General features: G+C 58.3%; 12 protein-coding genes. 8 read left to right on the top strand and 4 right to left on the bottom strand.

What is annotated here, in order from left to right; translation table 11 throughout:
• Nucleotides 1-51: 51 nt before the first annotated feature.
• The 3 genes from AACY42_RS08935 to AACY42_RS08925 all read left to right on the top strand — a co-directional run bounded on the left by AACY42_RS08935 (nucleotide 52) and on the right by AACY42_RS08925 (nucleotide 5,718).
• Nucleotides 52-1,074, top strand: coding sequence for an aldo/keto reductase (locus AACY42_RS08935; RefSeq protein WP_339478694.1), 1,023 nt, complete (start codon nucleotides 52-54; stop codon nucleotides 1,072-1,074).
• 152 nt (nucleotides 1,075-1,226) lie between these two features.
• Entirely contained in the window at nucleotides 1,227-2,111 is an 885-nt protein-coding gene (gene rarD / locus AACY42_RS08930) for an EamA family transporter RarD (RefSeq protein ID WP_339478693.1), read from the top strand.
• Between the two features lie 118 nt (nucleotides 2,112-2,229).
• Entirely contained in the window at nucleotides 2,230-5,718 is a 3,489-nt protein-coding gene (locus AACY42_RS08925; protein WP_339478692.1) for a calcium-binding protein, read from the top strand.
• A 65-nt stretch (nucleotides 5,719-5,783) separates the two neighbouring features.
• Here the strand turns inward: AACY42_RS08925 and AACY42_RS08920 are convergent, their stop codons facing one another.
• Nucleotides 5,784-5,972: a hypothetical protein gene (locus tag AACY42_RS08920; RefSeq protein ID WP_339478691.1), complete on the bottom strand. Its 189-nt coding sequence runs from the start codon at nucleotides 5,970-5,972 to the stop codon at nucleotides 5,784-5,786.
• A gap of 88 nt (nucleotides 5,973-6,060) precedes the next feature.
• Between AACY42_RS08920 and AACY42_RS08915 the strand changes: the two genes are divergently transcribed.
• Nucleotides 6,061-8,730 (top strand): membrane-targeted effector domain-containing toxin, encoded by a 2,670-nt coding sequence (locus tag AACY42_RS08915; RefSeq protein WP_339478690.1) that lies wholly within the window; start codon nucleotides 6,061-6,063, stop codon nucleotides 8,728-8,730.
• A 148-nt stretch (nucleotides 8,731-8,878) separates the two neighbouring features.
• On the top strand, nucleotides 8,879-11,785 hold the full coding sequence (locus AACY42_RS08910) for a membrane-targeted effector domain-containing toxin (RefSeq protein WP_339478689.1): 2,907 nt from the start codon (nucleotides 8,879-8,881) through the stop codon (nucleotides 11,783-11,785).
• Nucleotides 11,786-11,862: 77 nt separating this feature from the next.
• Here AACY42_RS08910 and hppD read toward each other — a convergent pair whose 3' ends face one another.
• Nucleotides 11,863-12,939 carry a 4-hydroxyphenylpyruvate dioxygenase gene (gene hppD, locus AACY42_RS08905; RefSeq protein ID WP_339478688.1) on the bottom strand — a complete coding sequence of 359 codons (1,077 nt, stop codon included), beginning with the start codon at nucleotides 12,937-12,939 and terminating at the stop codon, nucleotides 11,863-11,865.
• A gap of 250 nt (nucleotides 12,940-13,189) precedes the next feature.
• The gene (locus AACY42_RS08900; protein ID WP_339478686.1) at nucleotides 13,190-14,134 is read right to left on the bottom strand and encodes a DMT family transporter; all 945 of its coding nucleotides are present in this window, start codon (nucleotides 14,132-14,134) and stop codon (nucleotides 13,190-13,192) included.
• 201 nt (nucleotides 14,135-14,335) lie between these two features.
• On the opposite strand from AACY42_RS08900, the gene AACY42_RS08895 reads away from it, so the two are divergent.
• From AACY42_RS08895 to AACY42_RS08885, 3 genes are all read left to right on the top strand, one after another.
• Nucleotides 14,336-15,199 (top strand): LysR family transcriptional regulator, encoded by an 864-nt coding sequence (locus AACY42_RS08895; protein WP_339478685.1) that lies wholly within the window; start codon nucleotides 14,336-14,338, stop codon nucleotides 15,197-15,199.
• Nucleotides 15,200-15,413: 214 nt separating this feature from the next.
• Nucleotides 15,414-16,949: an EAL domain-containing protein gene (locus tag AACY42_RS08890; RefSeq protein ID WP_339478684.1), complete on the top strand. Its 1,536-nt coding sequence runs from the start codon at nucleotides 15,414-15,416 to the stop codon at nucleotides 16,947-16,949.
• Nucleotides 16,950-17,170: 221 nt separating this feature from the next.
• A complete protein-coding gene (locus tag AACY42_RS08885) occupies nucleotides 17,171-17,536 on the top strand; it encodes a histone-like nucleoid-structuring protein, MvaT/MvaU family (protein WP_339478683.1) in 366 nt (121 codons plus the stop codon).
• Nucleotides 17,537-17,631: 95 nt separating this feature from the next.
• On the opposite strand, the gene AACY42_RS08880 is transcribed toward AACY42_RS08885, so the two are convergent.
• Entirely contained in the window at nucleotides 17,632-18,159 is a 528-nt protein-coding gene (locus tag AACY42_RS08880; protein ID WP_339478898.1) for a DUF4946 domain-containing protein, read from the bottom strand.
• Between the last annotated feature and the right edge of the window lie 194 nt (nucleotides 18,160-18,353).

Below are 18,353 nucleotides of genomic sequence, written 5' to 3'. Positions count from 1 at the left end.
GTGGTTCTGGGGTTTGATTGAGCCTTTCCCCATGGATAAAAGGATCTTGTCATGAGCTACCGCACGCTAGGCCACTCCGGGTTGCAAGTCTCGACGTTGACCCTGGGCACCATGATGTTCGGTGAGCAGACCAGCACCGAGGATTCACTGCGGATCATTGACAAGGCCTGGGACCAGGGCATCAACTTCATCGACACCGCAGACGTCTACACCAACGGCCGTTCCGAAGAGATCGTCGGCGAGGCGATCGCCAGTCGCCGCCAGGAATGGGTGTTGGCCACCAAGGTCGGCTTCGGTCCAGCGGACGGCGTACCCAATCGCAGCGGCCTGAGCCGCAAGCACTTATTCAATGGCATCGAGGCCAGCCTGACACGCCTGGGCACCGATTACCTGGACATCTATTACCTGCACCGCGAAGACCACAACACCCCGCTGCACGTTACTGTGTCGGCCATCGGCGATTTGATTCGCCAGGGCAAGATCCGCTACTGGGGCCTGTCGAACTACCGTGGCTGGCGTATCGCCGAGGTGATCCGGATCGCCGACAGCCTGGGCATCGACCGACCGGTGATCAGCCAACCGCTGTACAACATCGTCAATCGCCAGGCGGAAACCGAACAGATCACTGCCGCACAGAACTACGGCCTCGGCGTGGTGCCGTTCAGCCCCCTGGCCCGCGGGGTACTCAGCGGCAAGTACGCACCAGACGTGGCCCCGGATGCCAACAGCCGTGCCGGACGCCAGGACAAACGCATCCTGGAAACCGAATGGCGGATCGAGTCCCTGCGCATTGCCCAGCAGATCCTGCAATACACCCAAGGCCGCGGCGTAGGTATCGTCGAGTTCGCCATCGCCTGGGTGCTGAACAACAGCGCCGTGACCTCGGCCATCGTCGGGCCGCGCACCGAGGAGCAGTGGGATTCGTACACCAAGGCCCAGTCGGTGAAGATCAGCGCAGAAGATGAAGCGTTCATCGATTCGCTGGTGACGCCGGGGCATGCTTCAACGCCCGGGTTCAATGATGTGGGCCATTTCGTGCCGGGACGGGTGCCTGTGGGAACCGGGCTTGTGTGAGCAAGGCTTGCCCGCGATGAACGATAACCCGGTTCACTGTTAAACCGTGGCGAGGCGATCGCGAGCAAGCCTTGCTCCCACAGACTTTGCTCCCACCGTCAACTCCCACACCACAGGTAGGGTGTTGATTGATCGCCCTCAAGAGAATCACCGTGTCCAAAGGCATCGTTTTATCGGTTTCAGCCTCTGCGCTGTTCGCCGTCATGTACTACTACACCTCGTTGCTCTCACCGCTGACCGGCGTGGAAATCTTCGGCTGGCGCATGCTGCTGACAATGCCCTGCATGACCGCATTCCTGCTGGTGACGCGGGAATGGAAACTGGTCACGGCGCTGATCCAGCGCCTGATCGCCACGCCACGGCTGTTGATCGCGGCAATAGCCTCATCGACACTGTTGGGCGCGCAACTGTGGCTGTTCATGTGGGCACCGCTCAATGGCTACAGCCTGGACGTGTCGCTGGGGTACTTCCTGTTGCCGCTGTCGATGGTGTTGACCGGACGCATCGTCTATGGCGAACGCCTTTCCTACCTGCAGAAAGTCGCCGTGTTCTTCGCCACCCTTGGCGTGTTCAACGAGTTGTATCAGGTCGGTGGTTTTTCCTGGGCAACCTTGCTGGTGGTGATCGGCTACCCGATCTATTTCATCCTGCGCAAACGCATCAAGACCGACAACCTCGGAGGACTCTGGCTAGACATGACCCTGATGCTGCCCGTGGCGCTGTGGTTCGTGCAAAGCGGTGAACAGGGTTTCAACGTGTTCGATCAATACCCGCGGCTGACATGGCTGATCCCGTTGCTCGGGTTGATCAGTGTCAGCGCGCTGGTGTCCTACATCATGGCCAGCCGACTGCTGCCGTTCAGCCTGTTCGGCTTGTTGAGTTATGTCGAACCGGTGTTGTTGCTGGGCGTTGCGCTGCTGCTGGGCGAAAGCATCAAGGCCGGTGAATGGCTGACCTACATCCCCATCTGGATGGCCGTGGCGGTGCTGGTGTTCGAAGGCTTCAAGCACTTGGTGCGGCAGCAGCGCAAAGCCTGACGACCTACTCGCATCAGGACACATTTTCAGCCGAACCGCCAAGGTCGGCACGGTTTACCATGCGCTTACGAATGTCAGGAGGACATTCGGCAGAACCTTACGATAAAAGGAATTATCGATGTCACTTTCTTCTGGCAAGGAATCCGCCCAGCACGAGGTGAAGCGGATCACATCTGTACTGGTCACCGATCTCGTCCCGAATCGGGGTGCGGCTTCCGCCAAGCCTCGGCCCCAATCCGCTCCCGTGTCGCAGGCGCACCTTCTTGAGTTGGACAGGCGCCTGGGCTCCGTAAAAATCGGCGAGTTGAGTGTCAGCCGCGTCGAACTTCATCGAATGGGTGCACAGCTCGACGGCTCTAGCGCCGGTACCGACTTGCCGCCGCTCCTGCAGCCGGACGGCGCGTTGATCGACACCATCCAGTTCGACCCGCTTAAAGTCGAGCAGCACATCAAGGCCCAGCCCTCGGCCGAGGCTCCCGACGCCACGTTGATGCTCTTCGAACTCGCCTCTGTGCGGTCACCCGGCACACCCCCCCTATTTGATACACGACCGGGGAGCGCACCCAGTTCGTCGATGACCCAACTCGACAAATTGCTCAACACCTTGAGAGCGGCAGAAGCGAAAAAAAACCAGCCGGCTGCGTCAAGCATGCCGAAGTGGGTCAATAAACTGAAGTCCAAGACTATGGTGACCGCCGGCCTGGGCATGCAAGTGTATGGCATCTATTCTGGCCTACTGGGGATCCGTGACGGTCTACAAAAAGGCGACGCGACTGAAGTCGGGGTCAATGCTGGAGAAATTGCCGGCGAAGCAGCCTCGATGCTCGTCGAACGCGGGCTCTCGCAAACCGGGACAATGTTGGTTCAGAACAAGGAGGTGCTGCGCCAAACACTGCGCAACGGTGACAAGGTGTTGAAGGGCTTCCTGGCGACATCGCAGGGCGTATGGCTGATCCGCGGCGCCAGCCTGATGGCCGCCGTCCTCACGCTGCCCTTCGATATCTACCTTGCTATTAGAGCCTTGGACGCTGCGGTCACCACCACGGGCAAGCAGGCGATGGATCACTATGTCAATGCCGGCTTCAGCCTGACGAGCGCCGGCCTCTCGGTGGCGATCGGCGTCGCGGCGCTGGCCGGTTTCAATTCCGCCGGCCCTGTTGGATTGCTGGCATGCGCCACACTGATCCTGGGCGCCCGAATCTATGGCGCGGTCCGTCAGGTCGACGATATCGACGATTACATCGAGCTCAGTGTCGGCGAGCGCTGGCGCTCGGGCTGGTTCGCTTTCACCGGGCAAGATCTGGATGCCAGCGTGCTGGAGCGCTATCAGGTCGAACATACGCGCGTCAGCTATGCCAAGGCCTTGAAGGAACAAGCCCAGAAGCTGCTAGACGGGGAAATGAAATCCAGCGTAGAAGCCATCGTCAGTGGTCGATTCGATGTCGAGATGCGACCGGTCAAGCATTGGAAATTCTATTGGAAAGACGGCGAGGAGCCCTATCAGGCGATCAATACACCGACCGTGGTGGACAGCGACGACGTGATCTACGCCGCTAATGGACTGGATAAGGTCCCTGGCGTCAGCGTCGGCGAACCGGGAAAAAACAAAGGCATCTACTGGCAATTGGGAGGCGGTGACGACCAGGTTTTCGGCGTCCGTGATAAATCCAATTACTTCAGTTTCACGACCGGTAAAAAGAACCTGACAGGCGGCGATGAAAATGACGCCTTTATCTTCCAGGTCGACGAAACCCTCAAGACCCCCACCACAGATGCCATGAACGCGTTACACGGTGGCGCCGGTACCGACACGGTGTCCTTGCAGGGGCAGGTCCCGTCGTTGAACACATTGACCTACATCGGCCATGAGATCGATCTGCGCGACGGAATTTCGCTTTTGAAGGCCCCCGACGACACCGCACCGGTGCGCTACGCAACGATGACCGAGATCGAAAACGTCGAGACCGTGCCCGGCGGCAGCAGTCGGGTCCTGGGCAGCCGGGAGGCAAATACAATCACCCTCAACGGTTCCAATGACACAGCCACTGGCCGAGAGGGCGACGATGTGTTTCGCCTTATGGGCTACAACAGCCGAGTCGACGGCGGCCAGGGCAAGGATCGCTACTTCGTGGCGCTCAAAGGCGGCGAAGTGGAAATAACCGAAGATGGCCAGGAACTGAGCATCATCGAACTGGATTGCGCAATGGAAGCCATTTCGCATTGGCAGGTCCAAGGCACATCGTTGAACGTAAAAATACTTCGCGGCGCCGACGGATACGACATGCCCCGGCAAGTCAGCATCATCGATGCCTATCAGACGGTTGATACATACCGAATCCTACGTAATGACGCTGTGTTATTCATCACGCAGGACGGTTTTACCCTCAAGCCGGATCTGCCGGGCAAGCTGGAATCCATGCACGATCACGACATCAGCATGGTTGTGCTGGAACACGGCGTATCGCCAACCGCTCCGGTCATCTTCAACGGCGGCGTCGGCGTTCTACCGCACGCCTCACTCGAGAATTACTTCATCCCCAGAGGATGTAACGACCCGGCTTTCGAAATCCAGGAACGACGGGATAAAACCACCACCACACTGTATCTGGACTATGACAGCACCGAACTGCAGGACGTACGCGACGTCACCAGCCGGGACGTCGGTCACTTCAGCTACCTGACCTATAGCGATATGAGCCTGACCCTGCAATTGAGCGATAACACCCAATTAACGCTGAAGCATTACTCAAAGAACGGCGCGGGTGCGCCAACGAACGTAGCGGGCATACTCATGTCTTCTGGCGTGACGCTGGTGCATTCGATCATCCTGGTGCTTCGCGATGGCACGTCCTACAGGGTTCTCCAACCACGGACTTCCTATCTCGATGACCATCGACAACCTGGTAAACGAGTGGTGGATGGCAGCCATGCGTTACGCAGGCGAAATGGTCATTATCTTTTCAATCGTCCCATGGACGAAGTCATACGGTTAGCCGCCAAACCACAAAAAATCACCGTACCGGAGCGCCGGCACAACAACATATACGTGCTGGAGGGCAATGCCAGCGCCTACGAAATCCACCCCAGCCCCGGAGCGACCCTCCGGTTGTTAACAACAAGCGAGATAGAGTCGTCGGCATGGACCGTGTACACCGACACATTATCCAAAGACCTGGATTACACCGATCTACGTGTTGGCGAAGGCTGGATATTGATTGACGATGTGCGACTACTCGTCGAACAAACGCCCGCCTCCGGCAAACCCAAGGAGAGCGTGTACGTAGTGCTCGCATCCGGCAATTGTTACCTGATTGACCTCAGTGAGGCAAAAGCGAGGCTGCTGAGCATGGACATTCGGCGCCCCACCCTTATTCCTCCCATTCTGCAGGAGATCCTGGCTCACCAAGCGGACGATCGCCTGGCAACCACCTTCCTCAGCGTCGAAGGCATCTGCCTCATCGATGGCACGCCAGGGGCGATTTTCTACGACACCTTGGAGCAGCGATGGGTCGTCGACAGTGATGACACTCGGCAGGTTCTTAGCTCGGAGCTGACCATCGCAACAGCGCTGGGTTATCACAGGAAACACACCGATAACGTCTTTTGAAAAACCAACCGCCTCAGAAACCACGCCAACGTGCCGAGGTGGTACGGCGCGGGTACTTGGGGCCTTTACGACACGGTAATCAAGGAGGAAAAAATGTCTCCCCAAAAGCCCACACGCCCAAAGACAACGGGCAGGCTGTCGCCAGATCCCGATATCCAGCCGCCCAAAATACCGCGGCTGTCCGAACCTGCGGGGTTGCCGGGTTCGGCGAGCACCTCGCGCCCCACCACGTCGTCGCGACCAGGCAGCTCCACCCACCATCCTCCCGAGCAACCGAGCGTCGAAGTGAGCGACACTTCAAGGGGGGCTCCGACGACTGCTGCGCGCCCCCCGGAACCGTCGTTGACCAGCTACGTAATCGATCCGCCCGAAGGGTTGTCACGGCCTCGCAACGATGGGATTCGCGTCGACGGCGATGCAATGTACGTGGATCTGGCTGATGGCAAGGTCACCCGTGTCACCTACGATCCCGTCCTGGCGGCCTATTGCGCACAGAGTCTGAACGAGTCGCAGCGTTTAGGCCCTGCGCTCTACAGGCCCGAAGGCGAAACGTACTGGCGCAAAAACACGGTTGCCACGCGATTGCGCGCCTATCAACTGAAGCCTGAACACCGGGCAAGTTTTGACCGACGTATCAAGGGGCTGATTACTCAGGATATCCATCTTCGCGATGCCCAGTTGCTGCCGCTTTGCTCAGCTCCGCTGCTGCGGGCCAGAACAGACGCAGACGCATTTTTCAGTGTTGCCAGGCCAACACCCCGTCCTGCCGTCCCCCCTCTGGTCGGCGTGGATTCTTTTCCGAAGCTTGTCGAGACGATCCTTGCGAACTCACCAGGAATGATACTGACCGAAAATTACGCCGGCACCGGCGGCAAGATGCAACTGATAGATAACATGCCGACGCTGGCGGGAAACGGTGTGACCACGCTTTATCTGGATCATTTCAGAACCGATATCGATCAGGTCGCCCTCGATGACTTCCACAAAACCGGCGTAATGAGCAGCGGCCTGATGGATCGCCTGAGAAGCCTGCGTGGCGATACCGATGATTTTCCTGTAACCCCATACACTCATTCGAGCTTGATCAGCGCGGCACAGAAGCAGGGTATCCGGGTCAGGGCCCTGGATTTTGCCGCCTATTACTGGAAGGATATGCTCGAGCACGAGCGCGAAGGTCACTCGGCTTATCACGCCATCCAAGTGATCACGGCTGACAGGCTCAGCCATCCCGAGGGGAAGTGGGTCGCGCTGATAGACGCGCCTCATGAACGTCGAAGAAATTCGAATGCCTATGAACAGCTCCACGGCAGGGAGTTTTTTTATCCACCTCCGATGGCTTACAAACAGGTGCGACTTGAAGGGATCCTGAACGTCCGTGTCGAGGACGCTCCCCATGGCCCGGCCCTGCGTATCATTCAAGAGCCCCCAAGTTCCACTGCGGACCTGAGCCTGGAAGTCGGTGATCGAGGGTTGGTGCCCTATGAATTACCCCGCCGATACCGAAGCGTTCTCGAAGCCGACATTCGAAGCGTTGATCTTTCCAAAGCCCCCAACCACGACCCCACCAAGTATTTACAGCCATACGCCCCCTTCGACTTGGAGGTGGCGAAGCGGGCACGCTCGCGACGCGCCTGGGATACCGTCGACGCCAGCCAGCGGTTTTTCGATCGGCATTGGCCCGTTGCTAAACCGCCGGCACCGACACTGCCGCCCGACAGCCCAGCCTCAACGATTTTCGAGCGTGTTTATCATCAGTCCAACGGACTGGTCCTGGGGGCGGCCTATGATGCCCAAGGTGCAAGAACGCTCTTGATCGACAACATGCAGGCGCTGGCGAAGCAACAAGTCAAGACGCTGTATCTGGAAAACCTCATCACCGAATTCGATCAACCGCCACTGGCTTCTTTCGCCTACACCGGTGAAATGCCCGGGAAGTTGCGGGCCAACCTTCGTCGTCAGGATGAACTTCAACAAGTGGACCTGCAAAGCGCCCACACTTTAGAACATCTTATAACGACCGCCCGACAGCATGGCCTCAGGGTGCAAGCGCTCGACACGACGGCCTCTTTCCGGGACGAATTGAGAGCCTATGAGCCCGCGCGCCCAAGTTCCTTCAAGTACATTGCCCACACCATCATCCAGAGCGATCAGGCTCAACGGGGCCCGCACAAATGGGTGGCGCTGGTCGCAAGCGAGCATGCCAATACCGTCCGAAACGTCCCGGGGCTTGCGGAACTGCAAGGTGCCATTGGCATTCGTGTCACTGATGTTGGCGGTCAACCCACTCGGGTAATACCCGACGAGGGCCAAATCATGACGAGCCTGTTGCCATACCAGCAGCCTGCTCAGAGTGCCCACCCGCCACGCCCCTCACATCAGTTTGTGAAATCGGACTTGTTGGTGGAGGTCAATGTCAGTGCCCAACCGATTCCACGGCCCTCCATCAACCCGGGCAAGTTATTGCACTGGACCACGGACTTCCTGATCGAAAAGTCGGGAGAAGACTTCGTCCTGTACCTTTTACCCAGCTCGCGCTCGGACTTTCAGACCTTCCCCGTGCGCCTGAGCAATGACAAGTTTTCAGTCGACATACCTCATACCTACGATCGCCTGAAAATGATGCATCTAGTGAAATTCAGCAGCCTGGATAATCTGGCGTGGACACTCAAGAGTGCCGGCATGGTACAGATCCGCGGCACTACGTCCATTCCCGTGTCGCCTCGCCGGCTCTTCGATCAATTCCCTGAGCTGACCCAGCCTGGGCAGTACGTCATCAATCACACCTCCAATGGCGCTGAGCTGTTCCATCGGTCCAGGCACGGCGAAGTCCAACTCATACAGATCAACAAAATCAAGAAAACCGGCAAGGTGTATATCGACCACAACGATTGGGGAATGGACGCAGAACACCTATACCCCGACGTGGCGACCCTCATGGCTCATTTGGAAAGCCAGCACGGGTTGGTTCGCGAGCGGACCTATAACCAAGGAGTCCCGCAAAACCCCTCCTGAAAATAGACAAATAGACCACGAGGTTCAGACCATCGGAACGGCTCTGGACCATTAGAAGCACCCCGCCGATAAGGCCTTTTGAAAAAACCAGCCGCAGCGCCTCCATCAGGCTTGCGGCGCTCACCCGCATGTATCAAGGACGAACAAAATGGCTCCAAAACAACCCAAGCGCCCAAAGGAAACGGGCACGCCAAGGCCTGATGCCGATATCGGCCTGCCGAATACGCCGCGGCTTCCCGAACCTGGGAGGTTGCCAGACTCTGCAAGCACGTCACGTCCGTTCACCCCGCCATCGGAGCCAGGCGGCTCTGCCACCCGCTCTCCCGACAGGGGGCAACAACCGACTGTTGAAGTGACCGACGCTTCACGGGACACGCTTACAACTGGGCGGCCCTTGGAACAATCGCTGGTCAGCTACGCATTCGATCCGTGGCAAGGGTTGCCGCCACCGCGCAGCGACGGGATCAGAGTCGAGGGCTCTGCAATGTACGTCGATCTAGGGGGCGGCAAGGTTGCCAGCGTGGCCTACGACACCGCTCTGGGCGCATATTGCGCAAGAAGCCCGAACGAATCGCAGCCCTCAGGGCCTGCGCTCTACAGGCCTGAAGGCGAGATGTACTGGCGCGAAAACATCTTTGCCAATGGTTTGCGCCCCTATCAACTGCAAACGGAACACCGAGCGAGTTTTGACCGGCGTAGTGAGGCTTTGATCGGCGCAGATAGCCGAACTCGCGAAGCGACGTTGAAGCCGTTTTACTCGACTCAACTGACGCGGTTGAGCGACGACGCTCAAACGTTCTATCGCGCCGTCACGCCGGTACCTCACCCACCGCTTCCCTCTCTGGCCGACGTGGATACTTTTGCGAAGCTTATCGAGACGATTCTTGAGGGCTCCCAAGGCGTGATACTGAGCGAAAACTACACCAGCACCAGCAGCAAGATGCAACTGATGGACAACATGTCAGCGTTGGCAGCAAACGGTGTCACCACCTTGTACCTGGATCGCTTGAGAATCGACATCGATCAGATCGCCCTGGACAGTTTGTTTGAAACCGCAGAAGTGAGCAACGCGCTGGGCAGGCATCTAAAACACTTGGATGTAAATACCGACGCGGTCCCGCCAACCCCATACACCTATGGAGGTCTGATCATCGCGGCGCAAAAAAATGGCATACGGGTCAGAGGCCTGGCTTGTGCCGCCAGCTATCGGCAGACACTGTTGTATGGAGAATATCAGGGGCTTTCCGCATACCATGCCAACCAAGTGATCAAGGCCGACAGGCTCAGTCACCCCGAAGGTAAATGGATCGCGTTGATAGGCGCCCCTCGGGAGCGTCAAAGAGAGTCGCCCTCCTACCAGCAACAGCACGATGATCAGGGGTGGAGTAGCTACGCCAGTCGTCCCCGCCTGGAGCAATTTCAGGGTGTCCTGCATATTCGAGTCGAGGATATCCCCAGGGGGCCGGCCTTGCGCATAACGCAGGAATCACCCCTCTCTACCGCAAACCTGAGCCTGGAAGTGGGTGGTCAAGGACTGACGCCTTATGAATTATCCAGGCCATACAGAAATGTCCTTGAAACGATTGTCCGACGCCCCCGACTCCCTGCGGACCCTTATGGTATTTTTCAACAGATTGACTTGACCCCTGACCTCGGCCGCGCGCCCAGAGAGCATGGGCAACGCAAATGGGATATTGTCGACGCCAGCCAACGGTTCTTTGATCGTCATTCGTTACCTCCTAAACCACCTGCGCCCACACTCCCGATCTACAGCCCCGCCTCCGATATTCTCCAGAGTGTCTATCGCCAGTCCAATGGGCTGGTCCTGGAGGCCGCCTATGACGCGGTCGGCGCAAGAACGCTGCTGATCGACAATATGGAGGCGCTGGCGACACAACAGGTCAAGACGCTTTACTTGGAGAACTTGATGACCGAGTACGATCAACCGCTACTGACCGCTTTCGCCTCCAGCGGGATAATGTCCGAGAAGTTGCGGACTAACCTTCGTCGTCAGGATGAGCTTCAACGCGTGGACCCGCAAGGTACCCACAGCTTGGAAAATCTGGTCACCATCGCCCAACAGCATGGCATCCAGGTGCGAGCTCTCGATACGTCTGTCACTTATAGAGATGACCTGAGGACGTACTCTCCCCTACGATCGAGAGGTTTCAAGTTCATTGCCCACACCATTATCGAAAGCGATCAAGTTCAACAGGGCGCGCATAAATGGGTGGCCCTGGTTGCCAGCGGGCACGCCAGTACCGTTCGAAACGTTCCGGGACTCGCGCCATTGCAAGGGGCCATCGGGATTCGTGTCGTTGATGTTGGCGGCCAACCCAACCGGGTGATTCCCGATGAAGGTGAAATCATTTCGAATCGGTTGCCCGTCCTGCGGCCAGCCGTAAACACTCACACTCCCCCTTCCTCCCACCAATTCGTGAAATCGGATCTGCTGTGGGAAGTCAGTGTCAGCACCCAACCGATACAACGACCGATCGCCAGCCCAGGCAATCTATTGCATCGGCCCAATGAATTCCTGATTGAGCGATCGGAAGCAGGCTTTGTGCTTTACCTCAAGCTCGACGGCAGTGACCCATTCAAAACAATCCCTGTGCAAATGAACGATGGCAAGTTTTCAGTCGCAGTCCCATTCACACGGTTGAGCATGGTGCATGAGGTGCAGTTCAACAGCCTCGACAGGCTTGTGTGGGCGCTCCAAGGCAGTGGCATGAAGCAGGTGCCCGGCACTACGGTCATCCCCGCGTCGCCTCATCGACTCGTTGATCAATACCCGCTGCTGACCAGGCCCGGACAGTACATTGTCAATTATCGACCCGAGGGAATTGAGCTGTACCACAGGTCCAGGGATGGCGAAGTCAAACGAACAAAGGTCAATAACGTAGGCAGCCAGATATATATCACCAACGCACGCTGGAGAATGAGCATAGAAAATAAATTCGACGGTATGAAAGAGCTCATGGCTCATTTGGAGAACCAGCATGGCCTGACTCATGTGCAGACGTTTGACATGGGGATTGCTCAGTTCCCCTTGTAACAGTCGCAACGTCAGCTGAAACATGAAAAAGCCCGCCCGACACAATCGCCGGGCGGGCTTTTTCAAGCGGTCAGGCGCTACTCGGTAGCAAGCACCCCGCGACGCACCTGGTCGCGCTCGATGGATTCGAACAGCGCCTTGAAGTTGCCTTCGCCAAAACCATCGTCGCCCTTGCGCTGGATGAATTCGAAGAACACCGGCCCCATCAGGGTTTCCGAGAAGATCTGCAACAGCAGGCGCTTGTCACCCTGCTCGGAAGCACCGTCCAGCAGAATGCCCCGCGATTGCAGTTCATCCACCGGTTCGCCGTGGTTCGGCAGGCGGCCTTCGAGCATTTCGTAGTAGGTGTCCGGCGGCGCGGTCATGAAGCGCATGCCGATGCTTTTCAGGTGATCCCAGGTCTTGACCAGGTCCTCGGTGAGGAAGGCCACGTGCTGGATGCCTTCACCGTTGAACTGCATCAGGAACTCTTCGATCTGCCCGGCGCCCTTGGACGACTCTTCGTTCAACGGGATACGGATCATGCCATCCGGGGCGGTCATGGCCTTGGAGGTCAGGCCGGTGTATTCGCCCTTGATGTCGAAGTAGCGGATCTCGCGGAAGTTGAACAGTTTCTCGTAGAAGCCGGCCCAGTAGGCCATGCGCCCGCGATAGACGTTGTGGGTCAGGTGGTCGATGATTTTCAGGCCCGCGCCCACCGGGTTGCGGTCCACGCCCTCGATGAACACGAAGTCGATGTCATAGATCGAGCTGCCTTCGCCAAAACGGTCGATCAGGTACAGCGGCGCACCGCCGATGCCTTTGATCGCCGGCAGGTTCAGCTCCATCGGGCCGGTCTCGATGTGGATCGGCTGGGCGCCGAGTTCCAGGGCACGCTTATAGGCCTGCTGCGAATCCTTGACCCGGAACGCCATGCCGCACACCGACGGACCGTGTTCGGCGGCAAAGTACGATGCCACGCTGTGGGGTTCGTTGTTGAGGATCAGGTTGATCGCGCCCTGGCGATACAGGTGCACGTTTTTGGAGCGGTGGGTGGCCACTTTGGTGAAGCCCATGATCTCGAAGATCGGCTCCAGGGTGTTGGGGGTCGGGGATGCGAATTCGATGAATTCGAAGCCCATCAGGCCCATGGGGTTTTCGTATAGATCTGCCATGTCGGCGCCTCATCATGCTGGTCAATTAACAAAAAACGTTAGTTGCTGGCGATGCTGAGGACACGGGGCGGCGCGCAGGAAATGCCACGAACGCTGCGGGCGAGGAAATCGCCATAGATCAGTTGAAACCCAAGTATCTTCATTGTCGACCCAAGGCTCTTGCGGGCGAGGCTTCTGCTGCCAGAAGACGTTATTCTTATATGCGTAAATCGATTCTACACAGCGTAACCATGTTTGTCCGCCTTCTGTATCAAATCGCCTTTTCCTTCGACCGCGCAAGGGGTTTGTTGCACAGGAAAATCCCCACCAGGATCACGCCCCCGCCGACACACATCAAGGCCGTGAGCCGTTCGTCCAGCAGCAGCGCCCCCAGCAGCACCGCCGTCAGCGGATTGAGCGCGATGAATACGCCGGAGCGGGTCGCGCCAATCCGACGAATGCCGTCGTACCAGGCGATATAGGCCAGGGCCGAGCCCAGCACGCCGAGGTACAACAGGCTCAGCCATTGCTCCACGTCCAGGCCGCGCAGGGTTTCGAAGCGAATCTGGCCGGCAGCCGCGCAGCCCAGCCACAACATCAGCGTGCCCAACAGAATCGACCAGGTCACAGTCTGCAAGGGGCCGAGGCTGTCATTCAGGCTCCTGGAAAACAACGAATAGATGCCCCAGCCCAACACGCAGCCAAAAATCAGCAGGTCACCGACCCAGCCTTGCGCTGCGCCTTGCAGCAAGGACGGATCACGACTGACGATCACCAGCCCCGCCCCACCGATGCAGAGCACGATGCCGGCCACTTTCAAGCGGCTCAGCCGCTCCTTGAACAACCACCAGGACGCCAGCCCGATCACCGCCGGGTTCAAGGCCACGATCAGCGAGGCCCGCGACGCATTGATGTACTGCAAGCCATAGAAGAAGCACAGGTTGTAGAAAAAAATGCCGAAGAACCCCAGCGCGGCCAATTGCAGCGCCTGCTTCACACTGGGCCTGGCCAGCGGGATCCCGGCCAGGGCGAGAAACGACAGCAGCGCGATACTCGCCAACAGGAAACGCAAGCTGGCGGCAAACATCGGCGCTAAGGCATCGGCAAGGATCCGACCGGCCACGAAGGTTCCACCCCAGATCATGGTGACCATGGCGAGCTTCAGGTAGACCGGCAGGTCTGACGGGGTTGGGAAGGTTTGTTCGAGGATTTTCATGGTTATAACCTGTGGGAGCAAAGCGTGCTCGCGATGAACGATGACCCAGTTTGCCTGCTGAATCGCGTCGCCTTTATCGCCAGCAAGCTTTGCTCCCACAGGGCGCGACCTCGCTAAAAGGGGGTTGTGCTGCTTTCTGATTCAGGTCAGATGCCTCATTATCTTGTTCATGTTCGATCATCGTAAAATGAGCAATCCCTCATGACCCTCACCCAACTCGAAATCTTTTCCCTGGTCGCCGAGTTGCGGGGTTTCACCGCAGCGGCCACACGATTGGGCATCGGCCAGTCAGCGGTATCTCACGCCATCAAATCCCTGGAACAGGAATTGGGCGTTGAACTGCTCAGGCGTCATCAATCCCAGGTAGAACTCAGTGACATAGGTCAGCAATTGCTGCAGCGGGCCCGGGCCATGCTCGGGCTGGCCAACACCTTGCGCCAGGAAGCCGCCGATGCCCGAGGCATGCACCGAGGCACCTTGCGCATCGGCTCGTTCGGTCCCACGTCATCGATCAAGCTGCTGCCCGGTTTCCTGCGGCGCTATCGAGACTTGCACCCGGGGATCGAGGTGCACATCGACGAAGGACCCGACAGGCAGGTCATCCAATGGCTGGACGAACGGCGGATCGACGTCGGCTTCGTGGTGCTGCCCGAGGAGCGTTTCGATACGTTCATGCTGATGGAAGATCAGATGGTCGCCCTGCTGCCCACTAACCATCGCCTCGCCGCCCAGACCAGCCTGAGCCTCAAGGACCTGTGCAACGACCCCTTCGTGCACACCGAGGCCGGATCGTCGGAGCTGGTTTCGCGCCTGTTCAATGCCGCGGGGTTGACACCGAACGTACGTTTTCGTTGTTCGCAACTGCTCAGCACCCTGGATGTCGTCAGGCGTGGCGAAGCGGTGAGCGTGGTGTCCGAAGGCTCGTTGCCGGCCGGTGAAAGCCCGGGCTTCGTCGCGCGCCCCTTGTCGCCGCCGGTGCCGCGCCAGATTGGCCTGGCCGTCCTGGACCGCCGCCAGGCCTCGCCCGCCACCCTGGCGTTCATCGAGCTGGCCCGGCAGTCATGAGCCCAGCATCAAACCTGGGGGAGCATGGCATTGAACCTGTGGGCTTGCTCGCGAAAGCGGTGTATCAATCGACATCAACGGTGACAGACACGACGCTTTCGCGAGCAAGCCCGCTCCCACAGTCACACCGCGGTCAGCAAGCACGCGGCAAGCCATCTATCATGATCGGCATCCGACGATTGCCCCTCATCCCTTTTCTTCTCAGGTTGTGCCGATGCCCTTAACCGCCACACGCTCGCACACCCGGACCCGTCGCTATCTCGTCACCCTGCTTTGCGGCCTGGTACCGATGCTGTCAGGGCTGGCCATTTTGTACCTGCAGGCCGAACGGACGCTGGCGCAACACACTCGGCAGACCGCCGAGGAACTGGTCAGGCAGATCGAGCTGATGCTCGACAGCACCGCCTTGGCGGCCCATGAACTATTACCCCTGGCCGGCCAACCCTGCGAAGCGGTGAAACTGGCATTGCGCGAACAAGTGACGCGCCGCCCCTTTGTCCGTTCGACCAACCTTATCTGGGACAACAACTTGTATTGCAGCTCGCTGTTCGGTGCCTTCGAGGAGCGCGTCAACCCCAGCGACTACTATCAAGGCACGTTGTGGCTCATGAACGGCAACCCGGTCACGCCAGACACCGCGCTGCTGATTTACCGGCTCAACGAGGGCCGCCAAGGCACCTTGGCCACGCTTGACGGGTACCACCTGACGAACGTCTTGCGCTTGATCGGCCGCCAGACCCCGCTACGGCTGCAAGTCGGGCCTAACTGGCTGGCGGCGGACGGCAAGGTCCGGTCAGCGCCCTTGCCCGGGCTGACGGTCGCCCAGCATGAGCTCGGATCATCACGCTACGCCTTCAATGTAGAAGCCGGCTTCGATGAGGGTGAAACCTGGCGCTACATGGCCAGGGAATATCCGCCGCTGTTCAGCTTGCTGATTTTCTTCGGCGTCGTGGCTGGGAGCCTCGGGCACTGGCTGCAAAAACGCGCCTCCTCGCCCAGTCGTGAACTGCAACGGGCCCTGGAAGCCGGCGAGTTCGTGCCCTACCTGCAACCGGTCGTGCACAGCGACAGCAAACGCTGGGCCGGCGTCGAAGTGCTGATGCGCTGGAACCACCCCAAGGAAGGCCTGGTACGCCCGGACCTGTTCATTCCATTCGCCGAACACAGCCGCCTGATCGTACCGATGACCCGGGCGCTGATGCAGCAAACCATGAACCTGCTGGCACCGCTTGCGCCTCAACTCCAAGCGCCGTTTCATGTCGGCATCAACATCACCGCCCGCCACTGCCAGGACCTGGCGCTGGTGGACGATTGTCGCGAGTTTCTCAGCGCCTTCGCGCCGGGTACGATTGCCCTGGTGCTGGAGTTGACCGAGCGCGAGCTGATCGAACCTACGCCCGTTACCCGACAACTGTTCGACCAACTGCGGGAACTGGGCGTCAAGATCGCCCTCGACGATTTCGGCACGGGTCATTCCAGCCTGGCGTACTTGCGCCAGTTCAACGTGGACTTCCTGAAGATCGACCAGAGTTTTGTCGCAATGATCGGTGCCGATACCCTGTCACGGCACCTGCTCGACAGCATCATCGAACTGTCGGGCAAGCTGGGCCTGGACATGGTGGCCGAGGGCGTCGAAACCGTCGAGCAAAGCGACTACCTGAGCGCCCATGGGGTGAACTTTCTGCAGGGCTATCTATTTGGTCGACCGCTTAGCGGGCAGGCGTTCATTGAGACGCTGGCCCGGCATTAATGGCAGTTAACCGCCGCCGTTCTATTGACGACGATGCCCAACTGATTAAAACGCTTGCTGTTGTTACATAACGAAAAAGTTACGATTTACACTTTCCGGATTAACTACTACAATTTTTCTACCTGTGTCAGATAGCAGGAGAATCATTAACACCAAGGCGCTTGGCTTATAGCTTTGTTTGCGGTTGGTATCAGCCAAATATTTTGATTGGAGTAACGATTTTGTCCAGACTCGCTGAATTTCGTGCAGCCGAAAAGGCCCTTCAAGAACAGCTCAAGCAGTTGGAGTCGCTGAAGAACGATGCCGGGCTCAAGAAGGAAATCGAATTTGAGGAAAAGCTCCAGGGACTGATGAAAACCTACGGCAAGAGCCTGCGCGACATCGTCGCGATCCTCGACCCGAACTCGTCCAAGGCGAGCCTGCAATCGACCAAACCCGTCAAGACCCGCCGTGCGCGAGTGGTAAAGGTTTACCAAAACCCGCACACGGGCGAGTTGATCGAGACCAAGGGCGGCAATCACCGCGGCCTGAAAGCCTGGAAAGAACAGTACGGTGCAGCCACCGTTAATTCCTGGTTGCGTGGTTGACAGCCCCCATGATGCAAAAAAGCCCTGAATACACTCAGGGCTTTTTTATGGGCTAAACTTTTGGATTAAATCACGAACGTATTACGCTGACGGCGTTATAGTTTCAAACTGTTTCGCAGCGACTGTATTTCATCCTGGCTTTCAACAAACACCCGCGCCTGCCCTGCATAGGACAGCACATAAGCCTTGCCCTCGTTTAGTGCCGCGACGAGCGCCTGAGACAATACATGTCGTCCGTTTTGCGTGATCGTGCAAGTGGTTTCCAATGCAGTTATGCCGCCCAACATGGAAGCATGGATCTTATTGCACACACTTTGGTAACCGCCCTGGAAGAAATCCTTCTGGATCGATTTGCGCATTTCCAGCAACACGCCTTGCAAGTTGACCTGGTGATCGGGTTCGACGGTAGTCGTGGTCAATTCCATGACCATCACGGCATTGCCTGCCGAATCGCTCTTGGTTGCACGTTGTCGCAAGGGACCCGGCGCCGCGGCGTCGGCGGGCAGCGGCTCGACAACCCAGCCTTGGGGCCAGGCGATCTGCGGTTCGTCCGCCTGGACGCCGCCGACACTCGCAATGCAGGCAACCAGCAGGACAAACAGCGAAAGGAACGGTCGAATCATTGCGTTGGCACTCAAGGGCGAATCGTAAAGTCTGAAGCCCGGGGCAGAACCAGGCAATAGCCACACGCGGTTTGGCGACACCGCGCCCCTTGCGTATCATGGGCGCACCTGCAAGGACGCCGTCTGACGCAAGCCCAGGAACCGCCGCAATCAAGCTTGCGACGCCGTTTGCCCCACTTATTTCCGGAGGGCCC

Origin of the sequence: Pseudomonas sp. RL_5y_Pfl2_73, assembly GCF_963970515.1 — a bacterium.
Classification (GTDB): Bacteria; Pseudomonadota; Gammaproteobacteria; order Pseudomonadales; family Pseudomonadaceae; genus Aquipseudomonas.
This window is presented reverse-complemented; position numbering and strand designations above follow the sequence as displayed.

Coding starts and splice junctions, on each gene's coding strand:
- AACY42_RS08890 (WP_339478684.1), top strand. CDS start 15,414: ATGCCCTTAACCGCCACACGCTCGCACACCCGGACCCGTCGCTATCTC.
- AACY42_RS08910 (WP_339478689.1), top strand. CDS start 8,879: ATGGCTCCAAAACAACCCAAGCGCCCAAAGGAAACGGGCACGCCAAGG.
- hppD (WP_339478688.1), bottom strand. CDS start 12,939: ATGGCAGATCTATACGAAAACCCCATGGGCCTGATGGGCTTCGAATTC.
- AACY42_RS08925 (WP_339478692.1), top strand. CDS start 2,230: ATGTCACTTTCTTCTGGCAAGGAATCCGCCCAGCACGAGGTGAAGCGG.
- AACY42_RS08900 (WP_339478686.1), bottom strand. CDS start 14,134: ATGAAAATCCTCGAACAAACCTTCCCAACCCCGTCAGACCTGCCGGTC.
- AACY42_RS08880 (WP_339478898.1), bottom strand. CDS start 18,159: ATGATTCGACCGTTCCTTTCGCTGTTTGTCCTGCTGGTTGCCTGCATT.
- AACY42_RS08895 (WP_339478685.1), top strand. CDS start 14,336: ATGACCCTCACCCAACTCGAAATCTTTTCCCTGGTCGCCGAGTTGCGG.
- AACY42_RS08935 (WP_339478694.1), top strand. CDS start 52: ATGAGCTACCGCACGCTAGGCCACTCCGGGTTGCAAGTCTCGACGTTG.